Genomic DNA, 19,673 nt, shown 5'->3' with positions numbered 1-19,673 from the left:
GTGACCGAAGCCGTGACCACGCCGTCCCCGTTCGAACCGCCGCTGCCGCCCGGGAAGCCGGCCGGCTCCACCACGGGCATCACCCCGGGGGACATCCGCGACGGGGCCGCCGTGGCCCTGGTGACCGGGGTGGCCGGGGTGCTGCTCGGATTGCTGTGGGTGTGGCTGGCGCCGAGGGCGCAGTACGTGTCGAACGGCGAGGCCGTCTTCCTGCGGAGCAGCGAGAGCGAGGCCCGGATAGGGGCCGACGGGACGTTCTTCGTTCTGTCGCTGGGGTTCGGCGTGCTGACCGCGGTGCTCGTGTTCCTGTGGCGGAGGCGGGGCGGTGTCCCGCTGGTCGTCGGCCTGATGATCGGGTCCGGCTTCGCCGCGCTGGTGGGCTGGCGGCTGGGGCTGTGGCTGGGGCCGTCGGCGGACGTGGCCGCGGCCGCGCTGAAGGCGGGGAAGGGGGTGCCGTTCGATGCGCCGCTGCAGTTGCTGGCGCGGGGCGTGCTGCTGGTCTGGCCGATGGTCGCCGTGGCCGTCCACCTCGGCCTGACGGCCCTGTGGTCCCCCCAGGACCCGGACCCGGCCGACGCCGCCGCCGACCCGGCGTGGGAGACCTATCCCCCGCCGTACGTCCACGGGACGCCCGCGTCGGCCCACTCGGCCGAGTCGACCCCGTCGGACGAGTCGTACCCGTCGGCCCGGGCCAACCGGCCGGACCCGTCCGGTCGGCCGAACCCGTCGGACCCGTCCGCACCGGAGCCTCCGCGGGGCTGACCGTCCGCCTGGGCGGCGGCGGTCCGCTGCGCGGGGCCGGCCCCGCCGCGCCCTTCTCCCGTTCACCGGGCTCTGCCCGGACCCGGTCGTTTCAGGCGCGGGGGTCCGGGGCTTGCCCCGGTGAACGGGAGAAGGGCGGGGCGGGGAGAAGGCCCCGCGCAGCGGAGGCTAGTGGCGGGCGATGGGGGCCAGGGTGGCGCCCGTCAAGGTGGTCAGGGTGGTGGGCGGGAGCTCGACCTCCAGGCCCCGGCGGCCCGCCGAGATGCAGATCGTGGCGTGCCCGGACGCCGACACGTCCACCACCGTGCGGAGCCGCTTGCGCTGGCCCAGCGGGGAGATGCCGCCCCGCACGTAACCCGTCGTGCGTTCCGCCAGCGCCGGGTCCGCCATCGCCGCCCGCTTCCCGGCGACCGCGGTCGCCAGCGCCTTCAGGTCCAGGCTGCCCGACACAGGGACCACCGCCACCGTCAGCACGCCGTCCACGTCCGCGACCAGCGTCTTGAAGACCCGGTCCGGGGACACCCCCATGGCCTGCGCCGCCTCCTCGCCGTACGAGGAGTGCGCCGGGTCGTGCTCGTACGCGTGCACCGTGAACTCCGCCTGGGCAGAGGTCAGGGCCGCGATGGCCGGAGTACCCGCAGGGGCTTTCTTCTTCGCCATCAGTCCTTCGCCATCGGTTCGGGCGCCGTCAGTTCGGGCTCGTCGGCGCGCGCGTCAGGTCCACCGCCGGGAGCGACGGGAGGTGGCGGATGACCGCCGTCTCCGCGCGCAGCAGTTTCAGTTCCTCCGCGAGCCGCGTCGCGGTGTCCGGCGCCTGCAGCAGCCGCTGCTTGGCCGGGATGTCCAGTACGGCCGCCGCCGCCACCAGGTACGAGACCACCGACGGCTCGTCCGGCAGGTCCGCGGGCGAGGACAGCGACCGCTCCCGGGCCCCGGCCAGCCGCTTCTGGTAGTTCCGGAAGGCCCGCAGGACCCCCTCCGCCAGCGCGCCCGCGCCGTCGCCCCCGTCCTCCGGGAGCTCCTCCAGCTCCGCGACCAGGTACGGGCCCGAGGCGTCCACCGACAGCAGGCGCACCCGCGTCGTACCGGTCGCCAGGACCTCGAAGCTGCCGTCCTCCCGCTCCCGGATCGTCGCCGCGTCCGCGATGCAGCCCACCCGGTGGAAGGCCTGGATCGGGTCCGGGCCGAAGCCCGCCGTCGGGCCGCGCTCGGGCAGGGCCGTCTGGTCCGGCAGGCCGGGCGCGGTCGGCGCGACCTCCCGGCCGTCGCGGATCGCGACGACCGCGAAGCGGCGCGGTTCGTCGTCGCCCGTCTTCAGCAGCTCCCGCATCATGGCGCGATAACGCTCCTCGAAGACGTTCAGCGGGAGGACGAGTCCCGGGAACAGCACCGAGTTCAGCGGGAAGAGGGGCAGGCGAACGGAGGTCACGAGGCACAGGGTAGTGGCCGCAGGCCAGGGCCTGTCACCTCAGTTGTTCCCCGGTCGTTCCCCGCCTTCCCGGTCATCCCCGTCTCAGCAGCCGCGAGGCTCCCGCCGCCACCGTCGTCGCAAGGATCCAGCCCAGCAGGACCAGGGCCGCCGAGCCCCACTGCCAGCCGCCCTCCACCTTCCACTGACCCTCCTGACCGAGATCGATGACCGGGAGCAGCAGATCCAGCGCGTACAGCGCCGCCTCCCAGTTCGGGTGTTCGTCCGCCTTGATCGGCGGCGGCTCGTGCCGGGAGAAGAGCAGCGCGCCCGCCGCCCACAGCACCGCCATCCACAGCGCGGCCCGGCCCGGGCGGTACCCGTACGCCACCGTCCAGTCCTGGAGGTACCCCCACGCCTTGAGCGCCGGCGGCAGGGTGGCCCGGCGCCGCCGCTGCTTGGCGAGCAGCACCTCGCGGGCGTCCGCGTCCTCGCCGCTGGCGCGCAGTACGGTCGCCAGCCGCTCGTACGGCTCCGGCGAGTACTCCGCAGTGGCCGCCGCCACCCACTCCAGCCGGCGCACCAGCGGGAAGTGGCCGCGGGGCGCGAGGTTCTCGTACGCGAACCCCTCGATCGACACGCCGCCCTGGCCCGGCCAGCTGGTGGAGGTGTCGACCAGCTTGACCACCTTCGCCCCCGACAACACCACCCGCCCGCGCTCCGGCCGCTCGCCGACGAACCGCAGCTCCGGCGTCTGGATCCGGCGCAGCGAGACCTCCTGCTCCTCGGTCAGCGTGAACCGGGCGCCGTAGAAGTCGACCGCGTCTCCGAAGCGGCCGTCGTCCAGCCGCAGCCCGCCCCGGCACTCGAACCGCTGGGCCCGCTGCCCGCGCGTCGGGGTCTGGCCGAGCCCGTACGGAGGAGTGGAGGAGCCGGAGTCGCCGAGGACGTAGTCCAGGGCGATCGACGTCAGGTACAGGGTCCGCTCGACGGTCAGCTGCGGGGCGTTCAGCGCGCGCCGCCCGTACGGATTGCGCAGCCGCGCCCCGCGCAGGTTCATCGACACGCCGACCTTCGCGCCGCGCAGGCTCACCTCCCCGTACGTCTCCAGCAGCTCGCCCTGGAAGTCCTGCGCGACCGACATCCCGTCCGCGGCGATGGCCCGGCCCTTGTTGTCCCGCTGCACCACCGCCTGGCTGATCAGCAGGTCGGTGCCGATCTGCGCGTCGGTCAGCCGGATCCCGCGGGCCACCCGGCAGCGCGGCAGGTGCAGGTCGCCCTCCGTGTGCAGCCGGGAGGCGTCCAGCCGGGGTATCGCGCAGTTGACCATGCGCAGGGTGACGAACCGGGTCTCGGACAGCTGGATCTCGCTGTCGAAGCGGCAGGACTGGAGTTCGACGTACGGCTGCACCGTGCCGCCGGACAGGTCGAGGCGCCCGGTGATCCGTACGCCGCGCAGCTTCAGCGAGGCCACCCGGCCCGGCACCGGCGGCGGCCCGTGGAGCAGCAGCAGCGCCACCACCTGGGCACGGACGCTGCGCCCGGCGTCCCAGACCCGGTCGCTGTGCGGATCGTCCTCGGCGGCGGCCCGGGCGCTGAGATCGCACACGCTGCCCGTCCGGTACGCCTGCCACATACGGCGTTCGGGACCGGTGAGATCCGCGGGCTCCTCGCCCGGCCGTGCCTCCGCCATGGCGGCCCCCCTCCGCTGTGCATACGTGTACGGGGAACGCTAGTGGGCGGCAGTGACATCCGGGGCGTGTATCAGCCAGTGATACGGGCGGACGGTGGCGGGAGACGGTCTGAGAGAATTGGGAGGTGATCTCTCGTATCGACCTGCGCGGTGACGCCCTCCCCGAGGGCGGCGCCCTGCGCGATCTGCTGCCCCGTGCCGAGTTCGACGTAGAAGCTGCCCTGGAGAAGGTGCGGCCCATCTGCGAGGACGTCCATCATCGTGGCACGGCGGCGCTGATCGAGTACGCGCAGAAGTTCGACGGGGTGGAGCTCTCGCAGGTCAGGGTCCCTGCCGAGGCGCTCAAGACCGCGCTCGACGAGCTCGACCCGGCCGTCCGCGCCGCCCTCGAGGAGTCCATCCGGCGCGCCCGGATCGTGCACCGCGAGCAGCGCCGCACCGAGCACACCACCCAGGTGGTCCCCGGCGGCACCGTGACCGAGAAGTGGGTTCCGGTCGAGCGCGTGGGCCTGTACGCGCCCGGCGGCCGCTCGGTGTACCCCTCGTCCGTCGTCATGAACGTCGTTCCGGCGCAGGAGGCGGGCGTCGAGTCGATCGCGCTCGCGTCCCCGCCGCAGAAGGAGTTCGGCGGCCTGCCGCACCCGACGATCCTCGCCGCGTGCGCGCTGCTCGGCGTGGACGAGGTGTACGCGGCCGGCGGCGCGGTGGCCGTCGCGATGTTCGCGTACGGCACCGAGGACTGCCTCCCCGTCAACATGGTGACCGGGCCCGGCAACATCTGGGTCGCCGCCGCCAAGCGCTACTTCACCGGCCGGATCGGCATCGACACCGAGGCCGGCCCGACCGAGATCGCGGTCCTCGCGGACTCCACGGCCGACCCGGTGCACGTCGCCGCGGACCTGATCAGCCAGGCGGAGCACGACCCGCTGGCCGCCGCCGTGCTCGTCACGGACTCCGAGGAGCTCGCGGCCGCCGTCGAGCGGGAGCTGGAGCCGCAGGTCGCGGCCACCAAGCACGTCGAGGACCGGATCAAGCCGGCCCTCGCGGGCAAGCAGTCCGCGATCGTCCTGGTCGACAGCCTGGAGGACGGCCTCAAGGTCGTCGACGCGTACGGCGCCGAGCACCTGGAGATCCAGACCGCCGACGCCGCGGCCTGGGCCGCCCGCGTCCGCAACGCCGGCGCGATCTTCGTCGGCCCGTGGGCCCCGGTCTCGCTCGGCGACTACTGCGCTGGGTCGAACCACGTGCTGCCCACCGGCGGCTGCGCCTGCCACTCCTCCGGCCTGTCCGTGCAGTCCTTCCTGCGCGGCATCCACATCGTCGACTACACGCGGGACGCCCTCGCCGAGGTCACCCACCACGTGGTGACGCTGGCCGAGGCCGAGGACCTGCCGGCGCACGGCGCGGCCCTGAAGGCGCGTTTCGGATGGAAGGTCCCGCAGTCATGACCGGCCCGATCGGCATCGACGACCTCCCCATCCGGGACGAGCTGCGCGGCAAGACCCCGTACGGCGCCCCGCAGCTCGACGTGCCCGTCCAGCTGAACACCAACGAGAACCCGTACGAGCTCCCCGAAGAGCTGGTCCGGCGCATCGCCGAGCGCGTCTCCGAGGCCGCCCGCACCCTCAACCGCTACCCCGACCGGGACGCGATCGAGCTGCGGACCGCCCTGGCCGCCTACCTCACCCGTACGGGCAAGCACCCGGTCGCGCGGGAGAACGTATGGGCCGCCAACGGCTCCAACGAGGTCATCCAGCAGCTGCTGCAGACCTTCGGCGGGCCCGGCCGCACCGCGATCGGCTTCGAGCCCTCGTACTCGATGCACGCACTGATCGCCCGGGGCACCGGGACGGGCTGGATCTCCGGCCCGCGCCGCGACGACTTCACGATCGACGTGGAGGCGGCCGCGCAGGCCATCGCCGAGAACGCGCCCGACGTCGTCTTCATCACCTCGCCCAACAACCCCACGGGCACCGCGGTCGAGGCGGAGACGGTCCTCGCCCTCTACGAGGCCGCGCAGGCGGCCAAGCCCTCCCTGGTCATCGTCGACGAGGCGTACGTGGAGTTCAGCCACCGCGACTCCCTCCTCCCGCTGATCGAGGGCCGCCCCCACATGGTGGTCTCCCGGACCATGTCCAAGGCCTTCGGCGCCGCCGGGCTGCGCCTGGGCTACCTGGCCGCGCACCCGGCCGTGGTCGACGCCGTCCAGCTCGTACGCCTGCCGTACCACCTGTCGGCCGTCACCCAGGCGACCGCGCTGGCCGCCCTGGAGCACACCGACACCCTGCTCGGCTACGTCGAGCAGCTCAAGGCCGAACGGGACCGCCTCGTCACCGAGCTGCGGGCGATCGGCTGCGAGGTCACCGAGTCCGACGCGAACTTCATCCAGTTCGGGAAGTTCGAGGACTCGCACACCGCCTGGCAGAAGATCCTCGACCAGGGTGTCCTGGTCAGGGACAACGGCGTACCGGGCTGGCTGCGGGTCACCGCCGGCACCCCGGCCGAGAACGACGCGTTCCTGGAAGCGGTTCGCGCACTGAAGAAGGAGCAGCACGCATGAGCCGCATCGGACGGGTCGAACGGACGACGAAGGAGACCTCGGTCCTCGTCGAGATAAACCTCGACGGCACCGGCAAGGTCGACGTCTCGACGGGCGTGGGCTTCTACGACCACATGCTCGACCAGCTCGGCCGCCACGGCCTCTTCGACCTCACGGTCAAGACGGACGGCGACCTGCACATCGACAGCCACCACACCATCGAGGACACCGCCCTCGCGCTCGGCGCCGCCTTCAAGCAGGCCCTCGGCGACAAGGTCGGCATCTACCGCTTCGGCAACTGCACCGTGCCGCTCGACGAGTCCCTCGCCCAGGTGACCGTCGACCTCTCCGGTCGCCCGTACCTCGTGCACACCGAGCCCGAGAACATGGCGCCGATGATCGGCGAGTACGACACGACGATGACCCGGCACATCTTCGAGTCCTTCGTCGCGCAGGCCCAGATCGCCCTGCACATCCACGTCCCGTACGGCCGCAACGCCCACCACATCGTGGAATGCCAGTTCAAGGCCCTCGCGCGCGCCCTGCGCTACGCGGCCGAGTTCGACCCGCGCGCCGCCGGGATCCTGCCCTCCACGAAGGGCGCCCTCTAGCCGTGAACGGCCTCAACACCATCCTGATCGTCTTCGGCCTCTTCCTGGCCGGAGGCGTCTACTCCTTCCAGAAGCAGCAGATGCCCAAGTCGGTCATCATCCTGCTCGCCATCGGCTCCGCGATGTGCCTCGCCGCCGGAGTCCTGCGGATCCAGGGGATTTGGGATTGACCTCGCTCCCTCCCCAGCGGAGAGAGCTCCCACCCTCGCGGGTGGGGATTCCTGCTTCACCACAGACCGCCCCGACCGAGAGGAGGACTCCCGATGAGGTCTTACACCCGCTCCACAGGCAGCTACCGCCAGCCCGGCGGCCAGAAGATTGATCGCGGCGTTTCCGTCGCGGTCGTGGGTCGTCCCGCAGGCGTCACACGTCCATTCGCGGATGTTCAGGGGCACTGTGTCCTTGACGGTTCCGCATGCCGAGCACATGCGCGTGCTGGGGAACCACCGGTCGATAGTGATCAGCTCGCGTCCGTACCAGGCTGCCTTGTACTCCAGCATGGAGCGCAGCTCACGCCAGCCCGCGTCGCTGATACTCCGGGCCAGTGTGCGGTTCCTCCGCATGTTGTCGACCGTGAGGTCCTCGATCACGAGCGTTTGGTTTTCGCGCACGAGTCGAGTCGTCAGCTGGTGCAGGAGGTCCCTGCGGCGGTCAGCTGTCCGCGCGTGGATCCTCGCCACCCGGATGCGCGCCTTGGCGCGGTTCTTGCTCCCCTTCTTTTTCCGCGCCAGCTCCCGCTGCGCCTTCGCCAAGCGGTGGCACTCCCCGCGCTGATGTCTGGGGTTGGGGACTTTCTCGCCGGTGGACAGGGTGACCAGCGCCGTCAGCCCGATGTCGATGCCGACCGCGTTCGTGGTGGTGGGCAGCTGCTGCGGCGTGTCCTCACAGAGGAGCGAGACGAACCATCGCTCGGCGCTGTCCCGCGAAACCGTCACCGTGCTCGGCATTGCGCCGTACGGAAGGGCGCGGGTCCACACGACGCGGAGCGGCTCGGCCATTTTCGCGAGCGTAAGCCGACCGTCGGCGTACCGGAACGCACTGCGCGTGTATTCCGCCGAAGCTCTGGACTTCCGCTTGGATTTGAAGCGCGGGTACTCGGCGCGCTTGCCCCAGAAGTTGACGAAGGCAGTCTGCAAGTGCCGGAGAGCCTGCTGCAACGGAACCGACGACACGTCGGCCAAGTAGGCCAGCACTTCCGTCCGCTTCCACGCCGTGAGCATCGCCGACGTCTGTCCGTAGCTCATACTTTCCTGGCGGCTCCAAGCGTCCGTGCGTGCGGCCAATGCCAGGTTGTAGACCTTCCGGACGCAGCCGAACGTCCGCGACAGCTCGGCTGCCTGCGCGTCGGTCGGATAGAAGCGGTACTTGAACGCGCGCCTCACCGGATGAGAAGGGCCCACGCCTCGGACGTTAGGGGCGGTCACGATACGAACACAACTGCGGGTCAAGGCCTCACGCAGCGGTACCCCTCAAGATCGGTACCAAGCGGCGGTCGCCGTTCGCCCACCCGGCTGACGCCGGGAGTTTTCACGCAAGGAGGTTGGGATGAGCGCCGCTAGTCCCGCCAGACCGACCAAGACGGTCGTGGTCTTCGACTACGGCTTCGGAAACGTCCGTTCCGCCGAGCGTGCCCTCGCGCGCGTCGGCGTGGACGTCGAGATCACCCGCGACTACGACAAGGCGATGGACGCCGACGGGCTCCTGGTCCCCGGCGTCGGCGCGTTCTCCGCCTGCATGCAGGGCCTCAAGGACGTCCGCGGCGACTGGATCATCGGCCGCCGGCTCTCCGGCGGCCGCCCGGTCATGGGCATCTGCGTCGGCATGCAGATCCTCTTCGAGCGCGGCATCGAGCACGGCGTGGAGACGGAGGGCCTCGACGAGTGGCCCGGCACCGTCGAGCCGCTGCGCGCCCCGATCGTGCCCCACATGGGCTGGAACACCGTGGACGCCCCGGCCGACAGCCAGGCCTTCAAGGGCCTGGACGACGACGCCCGCTTCTACTTCGTGCACTCGTACGCGGTGCGCGACTGGAGCCTGGAGGTCACCAACCCGGTGATCCGCGCCCCCAAGGTCACCTGGGCCACCCACGGCGAGCCGTTCGTCGCGGCGGTGGAGAACGGGGCCCTGTGGGCCACCCAGTTCCACCCCGAGAAGTCCGGCGACGCCGGAGCCCAGCTCCTCACCAACTGGATCGAGACCCTCTGATGCCGATGCCCGTCAACAAGCTGGAACTCCTCCCCGCGGTCGACGTCCGCGACGGGCAGGCCGTCCGCCTCGTGCACGGGGTGTCCGGCAGCGAGACCTCCTACGGCTCCCCGCTGGACGCGGCCCTCGCCTGGCAGGCCTCCGGCGCCGAATGGCTGCACCTCGTCGACCTGGACGCCGCCTTCGGCACCGGCGACAACCGCGCCCTGGTCGCCGAGATCACCGGCGCCATGGACATCAAGGTGGAGCTCTCCGGCGGCATCCGCGACGACGCCTCGCTCGCCGCGGCCCTCGCGACCGGCTGCACCCGCGTCAACCTCGGCACCGCCGCCCTGGAGACCCCCGAGTGGGCCGCCAAGGCCATCGCCGAGCACGGCGACAAGATCGCCATCGGCCTCGACGTACGCGGCACCACCCTCAAGGGCCGCGGCTGGACCAGCGAGGGCGGGGACCTCTACGAGACCCTCGCGCGCCTGGACTCCGAGGGCTGCGCCCGCTACGTCGTCACGGACATCGGCAAGGACGGCACGCTGACCGGCCCCAACCTGGAGCTGTTGAAGAACGTCTGCGCCGCCACCGACCGGCCGGTCGTCGCCTCCGGCGGGATCTCCTCTCTGGACGACCTGCGGGCGCTGTCCGAGCTGGTGCCGCTGGGCGTCGAGGGCGCGATCGTCGGCAAGGCCCTGTACGCCAAGGCCTTCACCCTGGAAGAAGCCCTGAAGGTGGTCTCCGCATGAGCAACCCCTCCGCCGACGTACGCCGCATCTCCTCCGGCGGCCCCTACGAGGACGTCATCGGCTACTCCCGCGCCGTGCAGCTCCCGAACGGCCTCGTGCTGGTCTCCGGCTGCACCGCGGCCGACGCGGGCGGCCCGTACGACCAGACCATCGCGGCCTTCGGCGTCGCCTTCAAGGCCCTCGCCCAGGCCGGCCTCGGCCCCGAGGACGTGGTCCGCACCCGCATGTACCTGACGCACGCCCGCGACGTGGACGAGGTGGGCCGCGCCCACAAGGAGCTCTTCGACGCGGTCCGCCCGGCCGCGACGATGCTCATCGTCTCCGGCTTCGTCGACCCGTCGATGGTCGTCGAGGTGGAGGTCGAGGCGTACAAGGCGCCCCAGGCTTCCGGGGGAGGCGTCGCATGACCCTCGCCGTACGAGTGATCCCCTGCCTGGACGTGGACAACGGCCGGGTCGTCAAGGGCGTCAACTTCCAGAACCTGCGGGACGCCGGGGACCCGGTGGAGATGGCCAAGCTGTACGACGCCGAGGGCGCCGACGAGCTGACCTTCCTCGACATCACCGCGTCGTCCGGGAACCGCGAGACCACGTACGACGTGGTGCGGCGGACCGCCGAGCAGGTGTTCATCCCGCTGACCGTGGGCGGCGGCGTCCGCACCGCGGAGGACGTGGACAAGCTGCTGCGGGCCGGTGCGGACAAGGTGGGCGTGAACACCGCCGCCATCGCGCGGCCCGAGCTGATCCAGGAGATCGCGGAGCGCTTCGGGCGGCAGGTGCTCGTCCTGTCCGTCGACGCCCGCCGCACGCCGACCGGTTCCTTCGAGGTCACCACGCACGGCGGCCGCCAGGGCACCGGCATCGACGCCGTCGAGTGGGCGCACCGGGCGGCGGAACTGGGTGCCGGGGAGATCCTGCTGAACTCGATGGACGCCGACGGGACGAAGGACGGGTACGACACCGAGATGATCGCGGCGGTGCGCAAGCACGTCACGGTGCCGGTGATCGCCTCCGGTGGTGCCGGGAGGCTGGAGCACTTCGCCCCGGCGATCGCGGCCGGTGCCGATGCGGTGCTCGCGGCGTCGGTGTTCCACTTCGGTGACCTGCGGATCAGCCAGGTCAAGGACACCCTCCGCGAGGCGGGCCACCCGGTCCGCTGACCTTCGCCGGGCCGCACCGGCCGGGGGACGCGGGGGAACGCGGGGGAACGCCCCCGGTTCCCCGGCCGGGCGGCGGGCGTTCCTAGAAGAAGTCGCCGAAGGCGTCGGGGAGCTCCTGCTGCTCCGGCATCTGCCCCATCTGCGGCTTCTCCTGCTTGTCCGCCTCCTGCTTGTCCGTCGGCTGCTGCTCCTGCTTGCGCGCCTGACGGAAGACCACCGCGGCGGCGTGGAAGTCGCCGGCCTTGTCACCCGGCTGGAGGGTGGCGACCGGCTCGCCCCCACACTCCGCGTCCTCGAACAGCAGGGCCTCCGAGTCGGTCCCGTTCACCGCTTCGACGACGTTCGAGGCGGCGGACGGCAGCGCGTGGCACGTGTCCGCGCCGGCATCCTTGATCTGGGCGTTCTGCTCGGCGTTGTTCTGGTCCAGGTACACGTAGTCGAGGGCCTTGCCGTCGTCGGCGAACGCCTGGGCTCCGGCGGGGAGGACCAGCGCGAGGGCTCCGGCGAGCGCGGCGGCAGTGGTGCGAAGACGCATGGGGGTTTCCGTTCCTTCCACGGTGACGACACCGAACCGGTCGGCATCCGTGACGGAGCGTAGGGAGGGGCGGGGTGCGGAAACCTTTCCCCCGGGGCCGCCATGCCCGTTTTCACCGGCCCGGCGGTACAGGTGCTCCGCGGCGCCCGCCCCGGAGCGCCCGCGCCTCAGATGCCCAGCTTCGCCACCGTCAGCTTGGCGATGGCTTCCTTCGGGCCGTCCAGTTCCACCGCGGCAGCGTCCTGGCGGCCGAAGCAGAAGAGGGTCAGTTCGCCCGGTTCGCCGGTGACCGTCACCACCGGGGTGCCCTTGTGGGCGACCGCCGTCTGGCCGTTCGGGCGGCGCAGCACCAGGCCCACCGGGGAGCGGCGGCCCGTCAGCCGGGCCAGCTTCTCCAGGCGGGACCACAGGGCGTCCGAGAACACCGGGTCCAGCTGGCGCGGCGACCAGTCCGGCTGGGCGCGGCGTACGTCCTCCGCGTGGACGTAGAACTCCACCGCGTTCGCCGCCTCGTCGATCTGCTTCAGCGCGTACAGCGACAACTTCGGCGGCCCGGTCCGGATCAGCTGGATCAGTTCCTCGTACGGCTTGGCCGCGTACTCGGCCATCGCCCTGTCCAGCCGGTCCTTCAGGACGTTCAGCAGCAGGCCGCCCGCCGCGTCCGGGCGACGCTCCCGGACCACCACGTGCGCCGCCAGTTCCCGGGCCGACCAGCCGTCGCACAGCGTCGGCGCCTCCGGCCCGGCCGCTTCCAACAGGTCCGCCAGCAGCAGGCGTTCACGCTTCGCATGGGTAGACATGGGGGCCAGCCTACGGCCGGAACCCGGCCCGCGCCCGCTCATCAGGCGGACGGTGATCCATCACGGCCGCCCGGGCGCGGCACAATGGCCCCCATGAGTACGTCCTCCCTCGATCCCGCCATCGCCGCCCGGCTCAAGCGCTCCGCAGACGGCCTGGTTCCGGCCATCGCCCAGCAGTACGACACCGGTGAGGTGCTCATGCTCGGCTGGATGGACGACGAGGCCTTGCACCGCACCCTGACCACCGGCCGCTGCACGTACTGGTCCCGCAGCCGCCAGGAGTACTGGGTGAAGGGGGACACGTCCGGCCACTTCCAGCACGTGAAGTCCGTCGCCCTGGACTGCGACGCCGACACCCTCCTCGTCAAGGTCGACCAGGTCGGCGCCGCCTGCCACACGGGCGCCCGTACGTGCTTCGACGCCGATGTCCTTCCGCTGGCCGAATAGGTAGGTAGGGTCCCAAGCCATGGATCTTGAGACGTTCCGCAAGCTCGCGGCGGACCGCCGCGTCATCCCCGTGAGCCGCAAGCTGCTGGCCGACGGCGACACCCCCGTCGGGCTCTACCGCAAGCTGGCCGCCGAACGCCCGGGCACCTTCCTCCTGGAGTCCGCCGAGAACGGCCGCTCCTGGTCCCGCTACTCCTTCGTCGGCGTACGCAGCGACTCCACGCTGACCGTCCGCGACGGCCAGGCGCACTGGATCGGCACCCCGCCCGTCGGCGTCCCCACCGGCGGCGACCCGCTCGAGGCCCTGCGCGCCACCGTCCAGACCCTGCACACGCCCCGCGACCTCGCGGGAGGGATGCCGCCCTTCACCGGCGGCATGGTCGGCTACCTCGGCTACGACATCGTGCGCCGCCTGGAGCGCATCGGCGAGCACACCGCCGACGACCTGCAGCTGCCCGAGCTGACCATGCTGCTCACCTCCGACCTGGCCGTCATGGACCACTGGGACGGCACGGTCCAGCTCATCGCCAACGCCATCAACCACAACGACCTCGACACCGGCGTGGACGAGGCGTACGCGGACGCGGTGGCCCGGCTCGACGCGATGGAGGCCGACCTCGCGCGGCCCGCCCCGTACACGCCCACGCCGCTGCCCGCCTCAGAGCTGCCGGCGTTCTCCGCGCTGTGGGGCGGCGAGAAGTACCAGGACGCCGTCGAGGACATCAAGGAGCGGATCCGGGCCGGCGAGGCCTTCCAGGTGGTGCCCTCGCAGCGGTTCGAGACCCCCTGTGCCGCCTCCGCGCTGGACGTCTACCGGGTGCTGCGGGCCACCAACCCGTCCCCGTACATGTACCTGTTCCGCTTCGAGAACGGTTTCGACGTCGTCGGGTCCAGCCCGGAGGCCCTGGTCAAGGTCGAGGACGGGCGGGCCATGGTCCACCCGATCGCCGGCACCCGCCACCGCGGGGCCACCCCGCAGGAGGACCACGAGCTCGCCGAGGAGCTGCTGGCCGACCCCAAGGAGCGCGCCGAGCACCTGATGCTCGTCGACCTGGGCCGCAACGACCTGGGCCGGGTCTGCGAGCCCGGGTCGGTCGAGGTCGTCGACTTCATGTCGATCGAGCGGTACTCGCACGTCATGCACATCGTCTCCACCGTCACCGGCCGGGTCGCCGAGGGCAGGACCGCCTTCGACGTGCTCACCGCCTGCTTCCCGGCCGGCACCCTCTCGGGCGCCCCCAAGCCGCGCGCCATGCAGATCATCGAGGAGCTCGAACCCTCCCGCCGCGGCCTGTACGGCGGCTGCGTCGGCTACCTCGACTTCGCCGGGGACTCCGACACGGCCATCGCGATCCGCACCGCGCTGCTGCGCGACGGCACGGCGTACGTCCAGGCCGGCGCGGGAGTCGTCGCCGACTCGGTGCCCGAGCTGGAGGACAACGAGTGCCGCAACAAGGCGGCCGCAGTCCTGCGCGCGGTGGGAGCGGCGAACCGGCTGAACGGCCCGTGACGGCGTAGGGGATAGTGGGGTACGTGAGTGCCGTACCCCCACCCCGAAACGACACCGACGCCCCCACCGCCGCGGACGGCACGGAGAGCCGCGGCGGCCGCCGCAGCGTGGCCGTCGCCCTGCTGCTCGGCGCGCTCGGTTCCACCGTCGTCCTGCTCGCCTCCGGCCGCGTCTGGGCCCGGGGCACCGCCGCCGTGGGGGGCGGCTCGCTGCCGCTGACCGCGGACGGGCGGGCCGTGACCGGGCTGCCGGCGGCCCTGGCCATCGTGGGCCTCGCGGCCCTGGTCGCCGTGTTCGCCGTACGGGGCAGGAGCCGGCTGCTGGTCTCCGGGCTGCTCGCGCTGAGCGGCCTGGGCGCGGCCCTCTCCGCGGCGCTGGCCGCCGACGACCGGCAGGCCCTGGACGCGCAGGCAGCCCGTACGACCGCGGACACCGCGGCGCACGTGGGGGCGCTGACGCACACGGCCTGGCCGTACGTCACGGCCGCCGGTGCGGCCCTGATCCTGGTCGCCGGACTGCTCGCCCTGCGCTTCGGCGGCAGCTGGCCGGCGATGGGCGGCCGCTACGAGCGCGACGGCAGCCCCCGGCCCCGCAAGGCGGCGTCGGTGGACCCCGACCGGCCCGAGGACCTGTGGAAGGCCCTGGACCGCGGTGAGGACCCGACCCGCTGACCAGGCACCGCGCCCGGTGCGGGACAATGGGCACCGAGCATTCGACACAGAACGCGATTTCTGAACACCCTGAGACAGAGCAACGAGGAGCAACTCATGGCGGGCACTAACCACGGACACACCCCGGCCGCCTGGACCGGTGTCATCATCGCCTTCATCGGTTTCTGCATCTCCGGCGCGTTCATGGTGATCGCGAACCCGCTCGGTTTCTGGGCCGGTCTCGTCGTCGTCGCGCTCGGCGGTGTGGTGGGCCTGGCGATGAAGGCGGCGGGCATGGGCGCGCCGAAGGCCGCTCACGAAGACCTGGCCGTGGTCATCGCCGCGAACAAGGCCGCCGCCAAGGTCTGAGTACCGCCGAGGTCCGGGTACCGGTGCATACCTTCGAAAGGCGCGGCCCCGTCGGGCTGCGCCTTTTGTCATGAGCGGAGACAATCAGCGCGTGGACGCCTCTCACAGCCCCCTCGCGGCGCCCGGGCCCGCGCCCGTGCCGCCCGCGCCCGCGCCGCCGCCCGGCCGCGCGCGGCGGCTGGCCAGGCCGGCGCTCACGCTGGCCGCGGCAGCGCTGGCCTTTGCGTACGTGGGGGCCGTGGATCCCAATGAACCCGGCCACTATCCGGTCTGCCCGCTCTTTCGGCTGACCGGAATTCTGTGCCCCGGATGCGGTGGGCTGCGCAGTGCGCACGCCTTCGCCCACGGCGATCTGATCACCGCTTTCGGGGCAAATGCCCTGGCCGTCGTCGGTTACTTCGCCTTCGTCGGCTTCATGGCCCTGTGGCTGGTTCGCGCCTACCGCGGCGGCCCGGCCCCGCGCTTCGCCCTGCGGCGGCCGTACTGGTGGGCCATCGGGGTGCTGGCACTGGTTTTCGTGGTGGTCCGAAACCTGCCGTTCGGATCTGCCCTGGCCCCCTGAGGCCCGCATCAGGCCTGACCGGGGCCCATATGAATCCCGGATTCCGAATGTCCAGCGATTGGGATGCCGTCAACCGCGTGCGGAGCGCAAGGCCTCCTGCGGATACCATTTGATTGCTGACCTTGCAGTTGTACGTGTCTGCAAGGCGGCCGACCGTCATCAACCCGGAAGGGGGCCGCTCGCGTGAGTGTGCTCGACGAGATCATCGAAGGGGTCCGCGAAGACCTTGCCGAACGGCAGGCCCGCGTGAGCCTCGACGAGCTCAAGGAGCGTGCCGCCAAGGCGCCCCAGGCCAAGGACGGCGTCGCTGCCCTGCGCGGCGACAGCGTCAAGGTGATCTGCGAGGTCAAGCGCTCCAGCCCCTCCAAGGGCGCGCTGGCCGCGATCGCGGATCCCGCCGGACTCGCCGCCGACTACGAGGCGGGCGGTGCGGCGGTCATCTCCGTCCTCACCGAGCAGCGCCGTTTCGGCGGCTCGCTGGCCGACCTGGAGGCCGTCCGCGCGCGCGTGGACATCCCGATCCTGCGCAAGGACTTCATCGTCACGGCGTACCAGCTGTGGGAGGCCCGCGCCTACGGCGCCGACCTCGTGCTGCTGATCGTCGCGGCCCTGGAGCAGGAGGCCCTCGTCTCCCTCATCGAGCGGGCCGAGTCCATCGGGCTCACCCCGCTCGTCGAGGTCCACGACGAGGACGAGGTCGAGCGCGCGGTTGCGGCCGGCGCCAAGATCATCGGCGTCAACGCCCGCAACCTCAAGGACCTCAAGGTCGACCGCTCCACCTTCGAGCGCGTCGTCGGCGAGATCCCGGCCCACATCGTCAAGGTTGCCGAGTCGGGCATCCGGGGGCCGCACGACCTGATCGCCTACGCCAACGAGGGCGCCGACGCCGTCCTCGTCGGGGAGTCCCTGGTCACCGGACGCGACCCGAAGTCGGCCGTGGCCGACCTCGTCGCCGCCGGAGCCCACCCCGCCCTGCGCCACGGACGGAGCTGACCCGTCCCATGGCCCCCGACCGCCCCTCCGTCCGCACCCGACCGGGCCATGGCCCGGCCGGCGTGCCGACGGCGCACGCGCCCCTGGCGCGCGGCTGCCGCCCCCGCGGCTGCCGCGCCCCGGCACGGCGGGTGCACGGGCGGCGGGTCAGGTACGTGATCGGCTCCGAGCCCGGTCAGGTCAACGGCATGCGATGGCGCACGACAGGCGCGCTGTAACGAGGGCCGTCCCGGTCCGGTACGTCTGACGTCGTCACCCGACGGCGCCCGGTGTACCGCCCCGAGCGGTGCTCGCTCACGGCCCGTCGCCCCGAGCCGCCGGCTCCGGGCGCGGGCCGCCGGGTCCGTACGCATCCCCGCCCCCGCAGCGGGGTGCGCGTGCCACGGGCCCGCAGCGCAATACGGTGCATCCATCCCATCGCACCCGTAGGAGTACTGGGCATGTCCAGCAGCTCGTTCTTCATTCCGGACCCGGAGGGTCACGTCCCCAACGCCGAGGGCTACTTCGGCGACTTCGGCGGCAAGTTCATCCCGGAGGCGCTCGTCGCCGCCGTGGACGAGGTCGCCGTCGAGTACGAGAAGGCCAAGGGGGACCCGGCCTTCGCCGCCGAGCTCAACGACCTGATGGTCAACTACACCGGCCGCCCCAGCGCCCTCACCGAGGTGCCGCGGTTCGCCGAGCACGCCGGCGGCGCCCGGATCTTCCTCAAGCGCGAGGACCTCAACCACACGGGCTCGCACAAGATCAACAACGTGCTGGGCCAGGCACTGCTCACCAAGCGCATGGGCAAGACCCGCGTCATCGCCGAGACCGGAGCCGGCCAGCACGGCGTGGCGACCGCCACCGCCTGCGCGCTCTTCGGCCTCGAGTGCACCGTCTACATGGGCGAGATCGACACCCAGCGCCAGGCCCTGAACGTGGCCCGGATGCGGATGCTGGGCGCCGAGGTCATCGCGGTGAAGTCCGGCTCCCGGACCCTCAAGGACGCCATCAACGAGGCGTTCCGCGACTGGGTCGCCAACGTGGACCGCACCCACTACCTCTTCGGCACGGTCGCCGGCCCCCACCCCTTCCCGGCCATGGTCCGCGACTTCCACCGGGTCATCGGCGTCGAGGCCCGCCGCCAGATCCTGGAGCGCGCCGGCCGGCTGCCCGACGCCGTCGCGGCCTGCGTCGGCGGCGGCTCCAACGCCATCGGCCTCTTCCACGCCTTCATCCCGGACGCCGGCGTCCGCCTGGTCGGCTTCGAGCCCGCCGGGCACGGCGTCGAGAGCGGCGAGCACGCGGCCACGCTGACCGCCGGCGAGCCCGGCATCCTGCACGGCTCCCGCAGTTACGTCCTCCAGGACGAGGAGGGGCAGATCACCGAGCCGTACTCGATCTCGGCCGGTCTGGACTACCCGGGGATCGGCCCGGAGCACTCGTACCTCAAGGACAGCGGCCGCGGCGAGTACCGCGCGGTCACCGACGACGCCGCGATGCAGGCCCTGCGCCTCCTCTCCCGCACCGAGGGGATCATCCCGGCCATCGAGTCGGCGCACGCCCTCGCGGGCGCCCTCGACCTGGGCAAGGAGCTGGGCAAGGAGGGGCTGATCGTGGTCAACCTGTCCGGCCGGGGCGACAAGGACATGGACACGGCGGCCCGCTACTTCAACCTGTACGACACCGACGCCTCCGAGGGGGAGACCAAGTGAGCGGCAACATCGAACTCCTCTCGGCCACCCTCGCGAAGGCCAAGTCCGAGGACCGCGCGGCCCTCGTCGCCTACCTCCCCGCCGGCTTCCCGACCGTCGACGGCGGCATCGAGGCCGTCAAGGCCGTCATCGCGGGCGGCGCGGACGTCGTCGAGGTCGGCCTCCCGCACAGCGACCCGGTCCTGGACGGCGCGATCATCCAGACCGCCGACGACATCGCCCTGCGCGGCGGCGTCAAGATCGCCGACGTGCTGCGCACCGTGCGCGAGGCCCACGCGGCGACCGGGGCCCCGGTGCTGGTGATGACGTACTGGAACCCGATCGACCGCTACGGCGTCGAGCGATTCGCCACCGAGCTCGCCGCGGCGGGCGGCGCGGGCTGCATCCTGCCCGACCTGCCGGTCCAGGAGTCCGCGCTGTGGCGCGAGCACGCCGACAAGCACGGTCTGGCGACCGTCTTCGTCGTCGCTCCGAGCAGCAAGGACGCGCGCCTGGCGACCATCACGGCCGCCGGTTCCGGCTTCGTCTACGCCGCCTCGCTGATGGGCGTCACCGGCACCCGCGAGTCGGTCGGCAACGAGGCCCAGGAGCTGGTCCGGCGCACCCGCGCCACCACCGACCTGCCGGTCTGCGTCGGCCTCGGCGTCTCGAACGCGGTGCAGGCCAAGGAGGTCGCGGGCTTCGCCGACGGGGTGATCGTCGGCTCGGCGTTCGTGAAGCTGCTGCTGGACGCGCCGGACCTGCCGGCCGGGCTGGCCGCCGTACGGGAGCTGGCGGGCGAGCTGGCGGAAGGCGTACGCAGGAGCTGACGCGTTCGATTCGCGGCGCGAACCCTTGATCGGGTTCTGTAGTCCGATCGGGTGGAAGTGGGGGCGGGGGGGGGGGGGGGGGGGCCCCCCCCCCCCCCCTTTTCCCCCCGCCACGAAAAAAAAAAACACGGGCCCCACAAAACAAAAAACACAACCCCCACGCCCCCCGCTGATGCGGGGGCGCGAGAAA

General features: G+C 72.0%; 22 protein-coding genes and 1 pseudogene. 17 read left to right on the top strand and 6 right to left on the bottom strand.

What is annotated here, in order from left to right:
• Entirely contained in the window at nt 1–762 is a 762-nt protein-coding gene (locus ACZ49B_RS03380) for a hypothetical protein (RefSeq protein ID WP_468299970.1), read from the top strand.
• Between the two features lie 168 nt (nt 763–930).
• Here ACZ49B_RS03380 and ybaK read toward each other — a convergent pair whose 3' ends face one another.
• The 3 genes from ybaK to ACZ49B_RS03365 all read right to left on the bottom strand — a co-directional run bounded on the left by ybaK (nt 931) and on the right by ACZ49B_RS03365 (nt 3,863).
• Complete coding sequence (gene ybaK, locus ACZ49B_RS03375; RefSeq protein ID WP_468299968.1) at nt 931–1,422, bottom strand: Cys-tRNA(Pro) deacylase; 492 nt, start codon at nt 1,420–1,422, stop codon at nt 931–933.
• A gap of 28 nt (nt 1,423–1,450) precedes the next feature.
• Nucleotides 1,451–2,191, bottom strand: coding sequence for an LON peptidase substrate-binding domain-containing protein (locus tag ACZ49B_RS03370; protein ID WP_468299966.1), 741 nt, complete (start codon nt 2,189–2,191; stop codon nt 1,451–1,453).
• Nucleotides 2,192–2,264: 73 nt separating this feature from the next.
• The gene (locus ACZ49B_RS03365) at nt 2,265–3,863 is read right to left on the bottom strand and encodes an oxidoreductase (RefSeq protein WP_468299964.1); all 1,599 of its coding nucleotides are present in this window, start codon (nt 3,861–3,863) and stop codon (nt 2,265–2,267) included.
• A 125-nt stretch (nt 3,864–3,988) separates the two neighbouring features.
• Between ACZ49B_RS03365 and hisD the strand changes: the two genes are divergently transcribed.
• Genes hisD through hisB form a run of 3 tightly spaced genes read left to right on the top strand, consistent with a single transcriptional unit; the run spans nt 3,989 to nt 7,013 of the window.
• Nucleotides 3,989–5,311 (top strand): histidinol dehydrogenase, encoded by a 1,323-nt coding sequence (gene hisD / locus ACZ49B_RS03360; RefSeq protein ID WP_468299962.1) that lies wholly within the window; start codon nt 3,989–3,991, stop codon nt 5,309–5,311.
• Nucleotides 5,308–6,423 carry a histidinol-phosphate transaminase gene (locus ACZ49B_RS03355; RefSeq protein ID WP_468299960.1) on the top strand — a complete coding sequence of 372 codons (1,116 nt, stop codon included), beginning with the start codon at nt 5,308–5,310 and terminating at the stop codon, nt 6,421–6,423. The genes hisD and ACZ49B_RS03355 overlap by 4 nt, the downstream gene beginning before the upstream one ends.
• The gene (gene hisB, locus ACZ49B_RS03350; RefSeq protein ID WP_030155936.1) at nt 6,420–7,013 is read left to right on the top strand and encodes an imidazoleglycerol-phosphate dehydratase HisB; all 594 of its coding nucleotides are present in this window, start codon (nt 6,420–6,422) and stop codon (nt 7,011–7,013) included. Before ACZ49B_RS03355 ends, hisB begins: the two co-directional genes overlap by 4 nt.
• 197 nt (nt 7,014–7,210) lie before the next feature.
• Here the strand turns inward: hisB and ACZ49B_RS03345 are convergent.
• Nucleotides 7,211–8,395 (bottom strand): annotated as a pseudogene (locus ACZ49B_RS03345) (RNA-guided endonuclease InsQ/TnpB family protein); the annotation flags it as partial.
• Between the two features lie 163 nt (nt 8,396–8,558).
• Here ACZ49B_RS03345 and hisH point away from each other — a divergent pair.
• The 4 genes from hisH to hisF are packed head-to-tail and all read left to right on the top strand — an operon-like array spanning nt 8,559 to nt 11,114.
• The gene (gene hisH, locus ACZ49B_RS03340) at nt 8,559–9,218 is read left to right on the top strand and encodes an imidazole glycerol phosphate synthase subunit HisH (protein ID WP_468299958.1); all 660 of its coding nucleotides are present in this window, start codon (nt 8,559–8,561) and stop codon (nt 9,216–9,218) included.
• 5 nt (nt 9,219–9,223) lie between these two features.
• Nucleotides 9,224–9,955 carry a bifunctional 1-(5-phosphoribosyl)-5-((5-phosphoribosylamino)methylideneamino)imidazole-4-carboxamide isomerase/phosphoribosylanthranilate isomerase PriA gene (priA, locus tag ACZ49B_RS03335; RefSeq protein WP_468299956.1) on the top strand — a complete coding sequence of 244 codons (732 nt, stop codon included), beginning with the start codon at nt 9,224–9,226 and terminating at the stop codon, nt 9,953–9,955.
• Nucleotides 9,952–10,362: a RidA family protein gene (locus ACZ49B_RS03330; protein WP_468299954.1), complete on the top strand. Its 411-nt coding sequence runs from the start codon at nt 9,952–9,954 to the stop codon at nt 10,360–10,362. Before priA ends, ACZ49B_RS03330 begins: the two co-directional genes overlap by 4 nt.
• Nucleotides 10,359–11,114, top strand: coding sequence for an imidazole glycerol phosphate synthase subunit HisF (gene hisF, locus ACZ49B_RS03325; RefSeq protein WP_468299952.1), 756 nt, complete (start codon nt 10,359–10,361; stop codon nt 11,112–11,114). The genes ACZ49B_RS03330 and hisF overlap by 4 nt, the downstream gene beginning before the upstream one ends.
• A gap of 82 nt (nt 11,115–11,196) precedes the next feature.
• On the opposite strand, the gene ACZ49B_RS03320 is transcribed toward hisF, so the two are convergent.
• Complete coding sequence (locus ACZ49B_RS03320; RefSeq protein WP_468299950.1) at nt 11,197–11,649, bottom strand: hypothetical protein; 453 nt, start codon at nt 11,647–11,649, stop codon at nt 11,197–11,199.
• Nucleotides 11,650–11,816: 167 nt separating this feature from the next.
• Nucleotides 11,817–12,449: a TIGR03085 family metal-binding protein gene (locus ACZ49B_RS03315; protein ID WP_468299948.1), complete on the bottom strand. Its 633-nt coding sequence runs from the start codon at nt 12,447–12,449 to the stop codon at nt 11,817–11,819.
• Nucleotides 12,450–12,533: 84 nt separating this feature from the next.
• Here ACZ49B_RS03315 and hisI point away from each other — a divergent pair, with 84 nt between their 5' ends.
• The 9 genes from hisI to trpA all read left to right on the top strand — a co-directional run bounded on the left by hisI (nt 12,534) and on the right by trpA (nt 19,483).
• Entirely contained in the window at nt 12,534–12,896 is a 363-nt protein-coding gene (gene hisI / locus ACZ49B_RS03310; protein ID WP_053786912.1) for a phosphoribosyl-AMP cyclohydrolase, read from the top strand.
• A gap of 19 nt (nt 12,897–12,915) precedes the next feature.
• Nucleotides 12,916–14,406 (top strand): anthranilate synthase component I, encoded by a 1,491-nt coding sequence (locus ACZ49B_RS03305; protein ID WP_468299946.1) that lies wholly within the window; start codon nt 12,916–12,918, stop codon nt 14,404–14,406.
• A gap of 14 nt (nt 14,407–14,420) precedes the next feature.
• Entirely contained in the window at nt 14,421–15,077 is a 657-nt protein-coding gene (locus tag ACZ49B_RS03300) for a TIGR02234 family membrane protein (RefSeq protein WP_468299944.1), read from the top strand.
• Between the two features lie 96 nt (nt 15,078–15,173).
• Nucleotides 15,174–15,425, top strand: a complete 252-nt coding sequence (locus ACZ49B_RS03295; protein WP_362635444.1) for an HGxxPAAW family protein — start codon at nt 15,174–15,176, stop codon at nt 15,423–15,425.
• A gap of 70 nt (nt 15,426–15,495) precedes the next feature.
• Nucleotides 15,496–15,987, top strand: a complete 492-nt coding sequence (locus ACZ49B_RS03290) for a DUF2752 domain-containing protein (RefSeq protein ID WP_468299942.1) — start codon at nt 15,496–15,498, stop codon at nt 15,985–15,987.
• Between the two features lie 183 nt (nt 15,988–16,170).
• A complete protein-coding gene (gene trpC, locus ACZ49B_RS03285) occupies nt 16,171–16,980 on the top strand; it encodes an indole-3-glycerol phosphate synthase TrpC (RefSeq protein ID WP_266630169.1) in 810 nt (269 codons plus the stop codon).
• Between the two features lie 8 nt (nt 16,981–16,988).
• Nucleotides 16,989–17,198, top strand: coding sequence for a tryptophan biosynthesis modulator TrpM (gene trpM, locus ACZ49B_RS03280; protein WP_468299940.1), 210 nt, complete (start codon nt 16,989–16,991; stop codon nt 17,196–17,198).
• A gap of 222 nt (nt 17,199–17,420) precedes the next feature.
• Nucleotides 17,421–18,674 (top strand): tryptophan synthase subunit beta, encoded by a 1,254-nt coding sequence (gene trpB, locus ACZ49B_RS03275; protein ID WP_468299938.1) that lies wholly within the window; start codon nt 17,421–17,423, stop codon nt 18,672–18,674.
• A complete protein-coding gene (gene trpA, locus ACZ49B_RS03270; RefSeq protein WP_468299936.1) occupies nt 18,671–19,483 on the top strand; it encodes a tryptophan synthase subunit alpha in 813 nt (270 codons plus the stop codon). The genes trpB and trpA overlap by 4 nt, the downstream gene beginning before the upstream one ends.
• Nucleotides 19,484–19,673 lie beyond the last annotated feature (190 nt).

The sequence above is a fragment of the Streptomyces sp. NPDC031132 genome, from assembly GCF_055570595.1.
The sequence above is the reverse complement of the archived record's forward strand: the minus strand, read 5'-3'. Positions and strand labels throughout refer to the sequence as shown.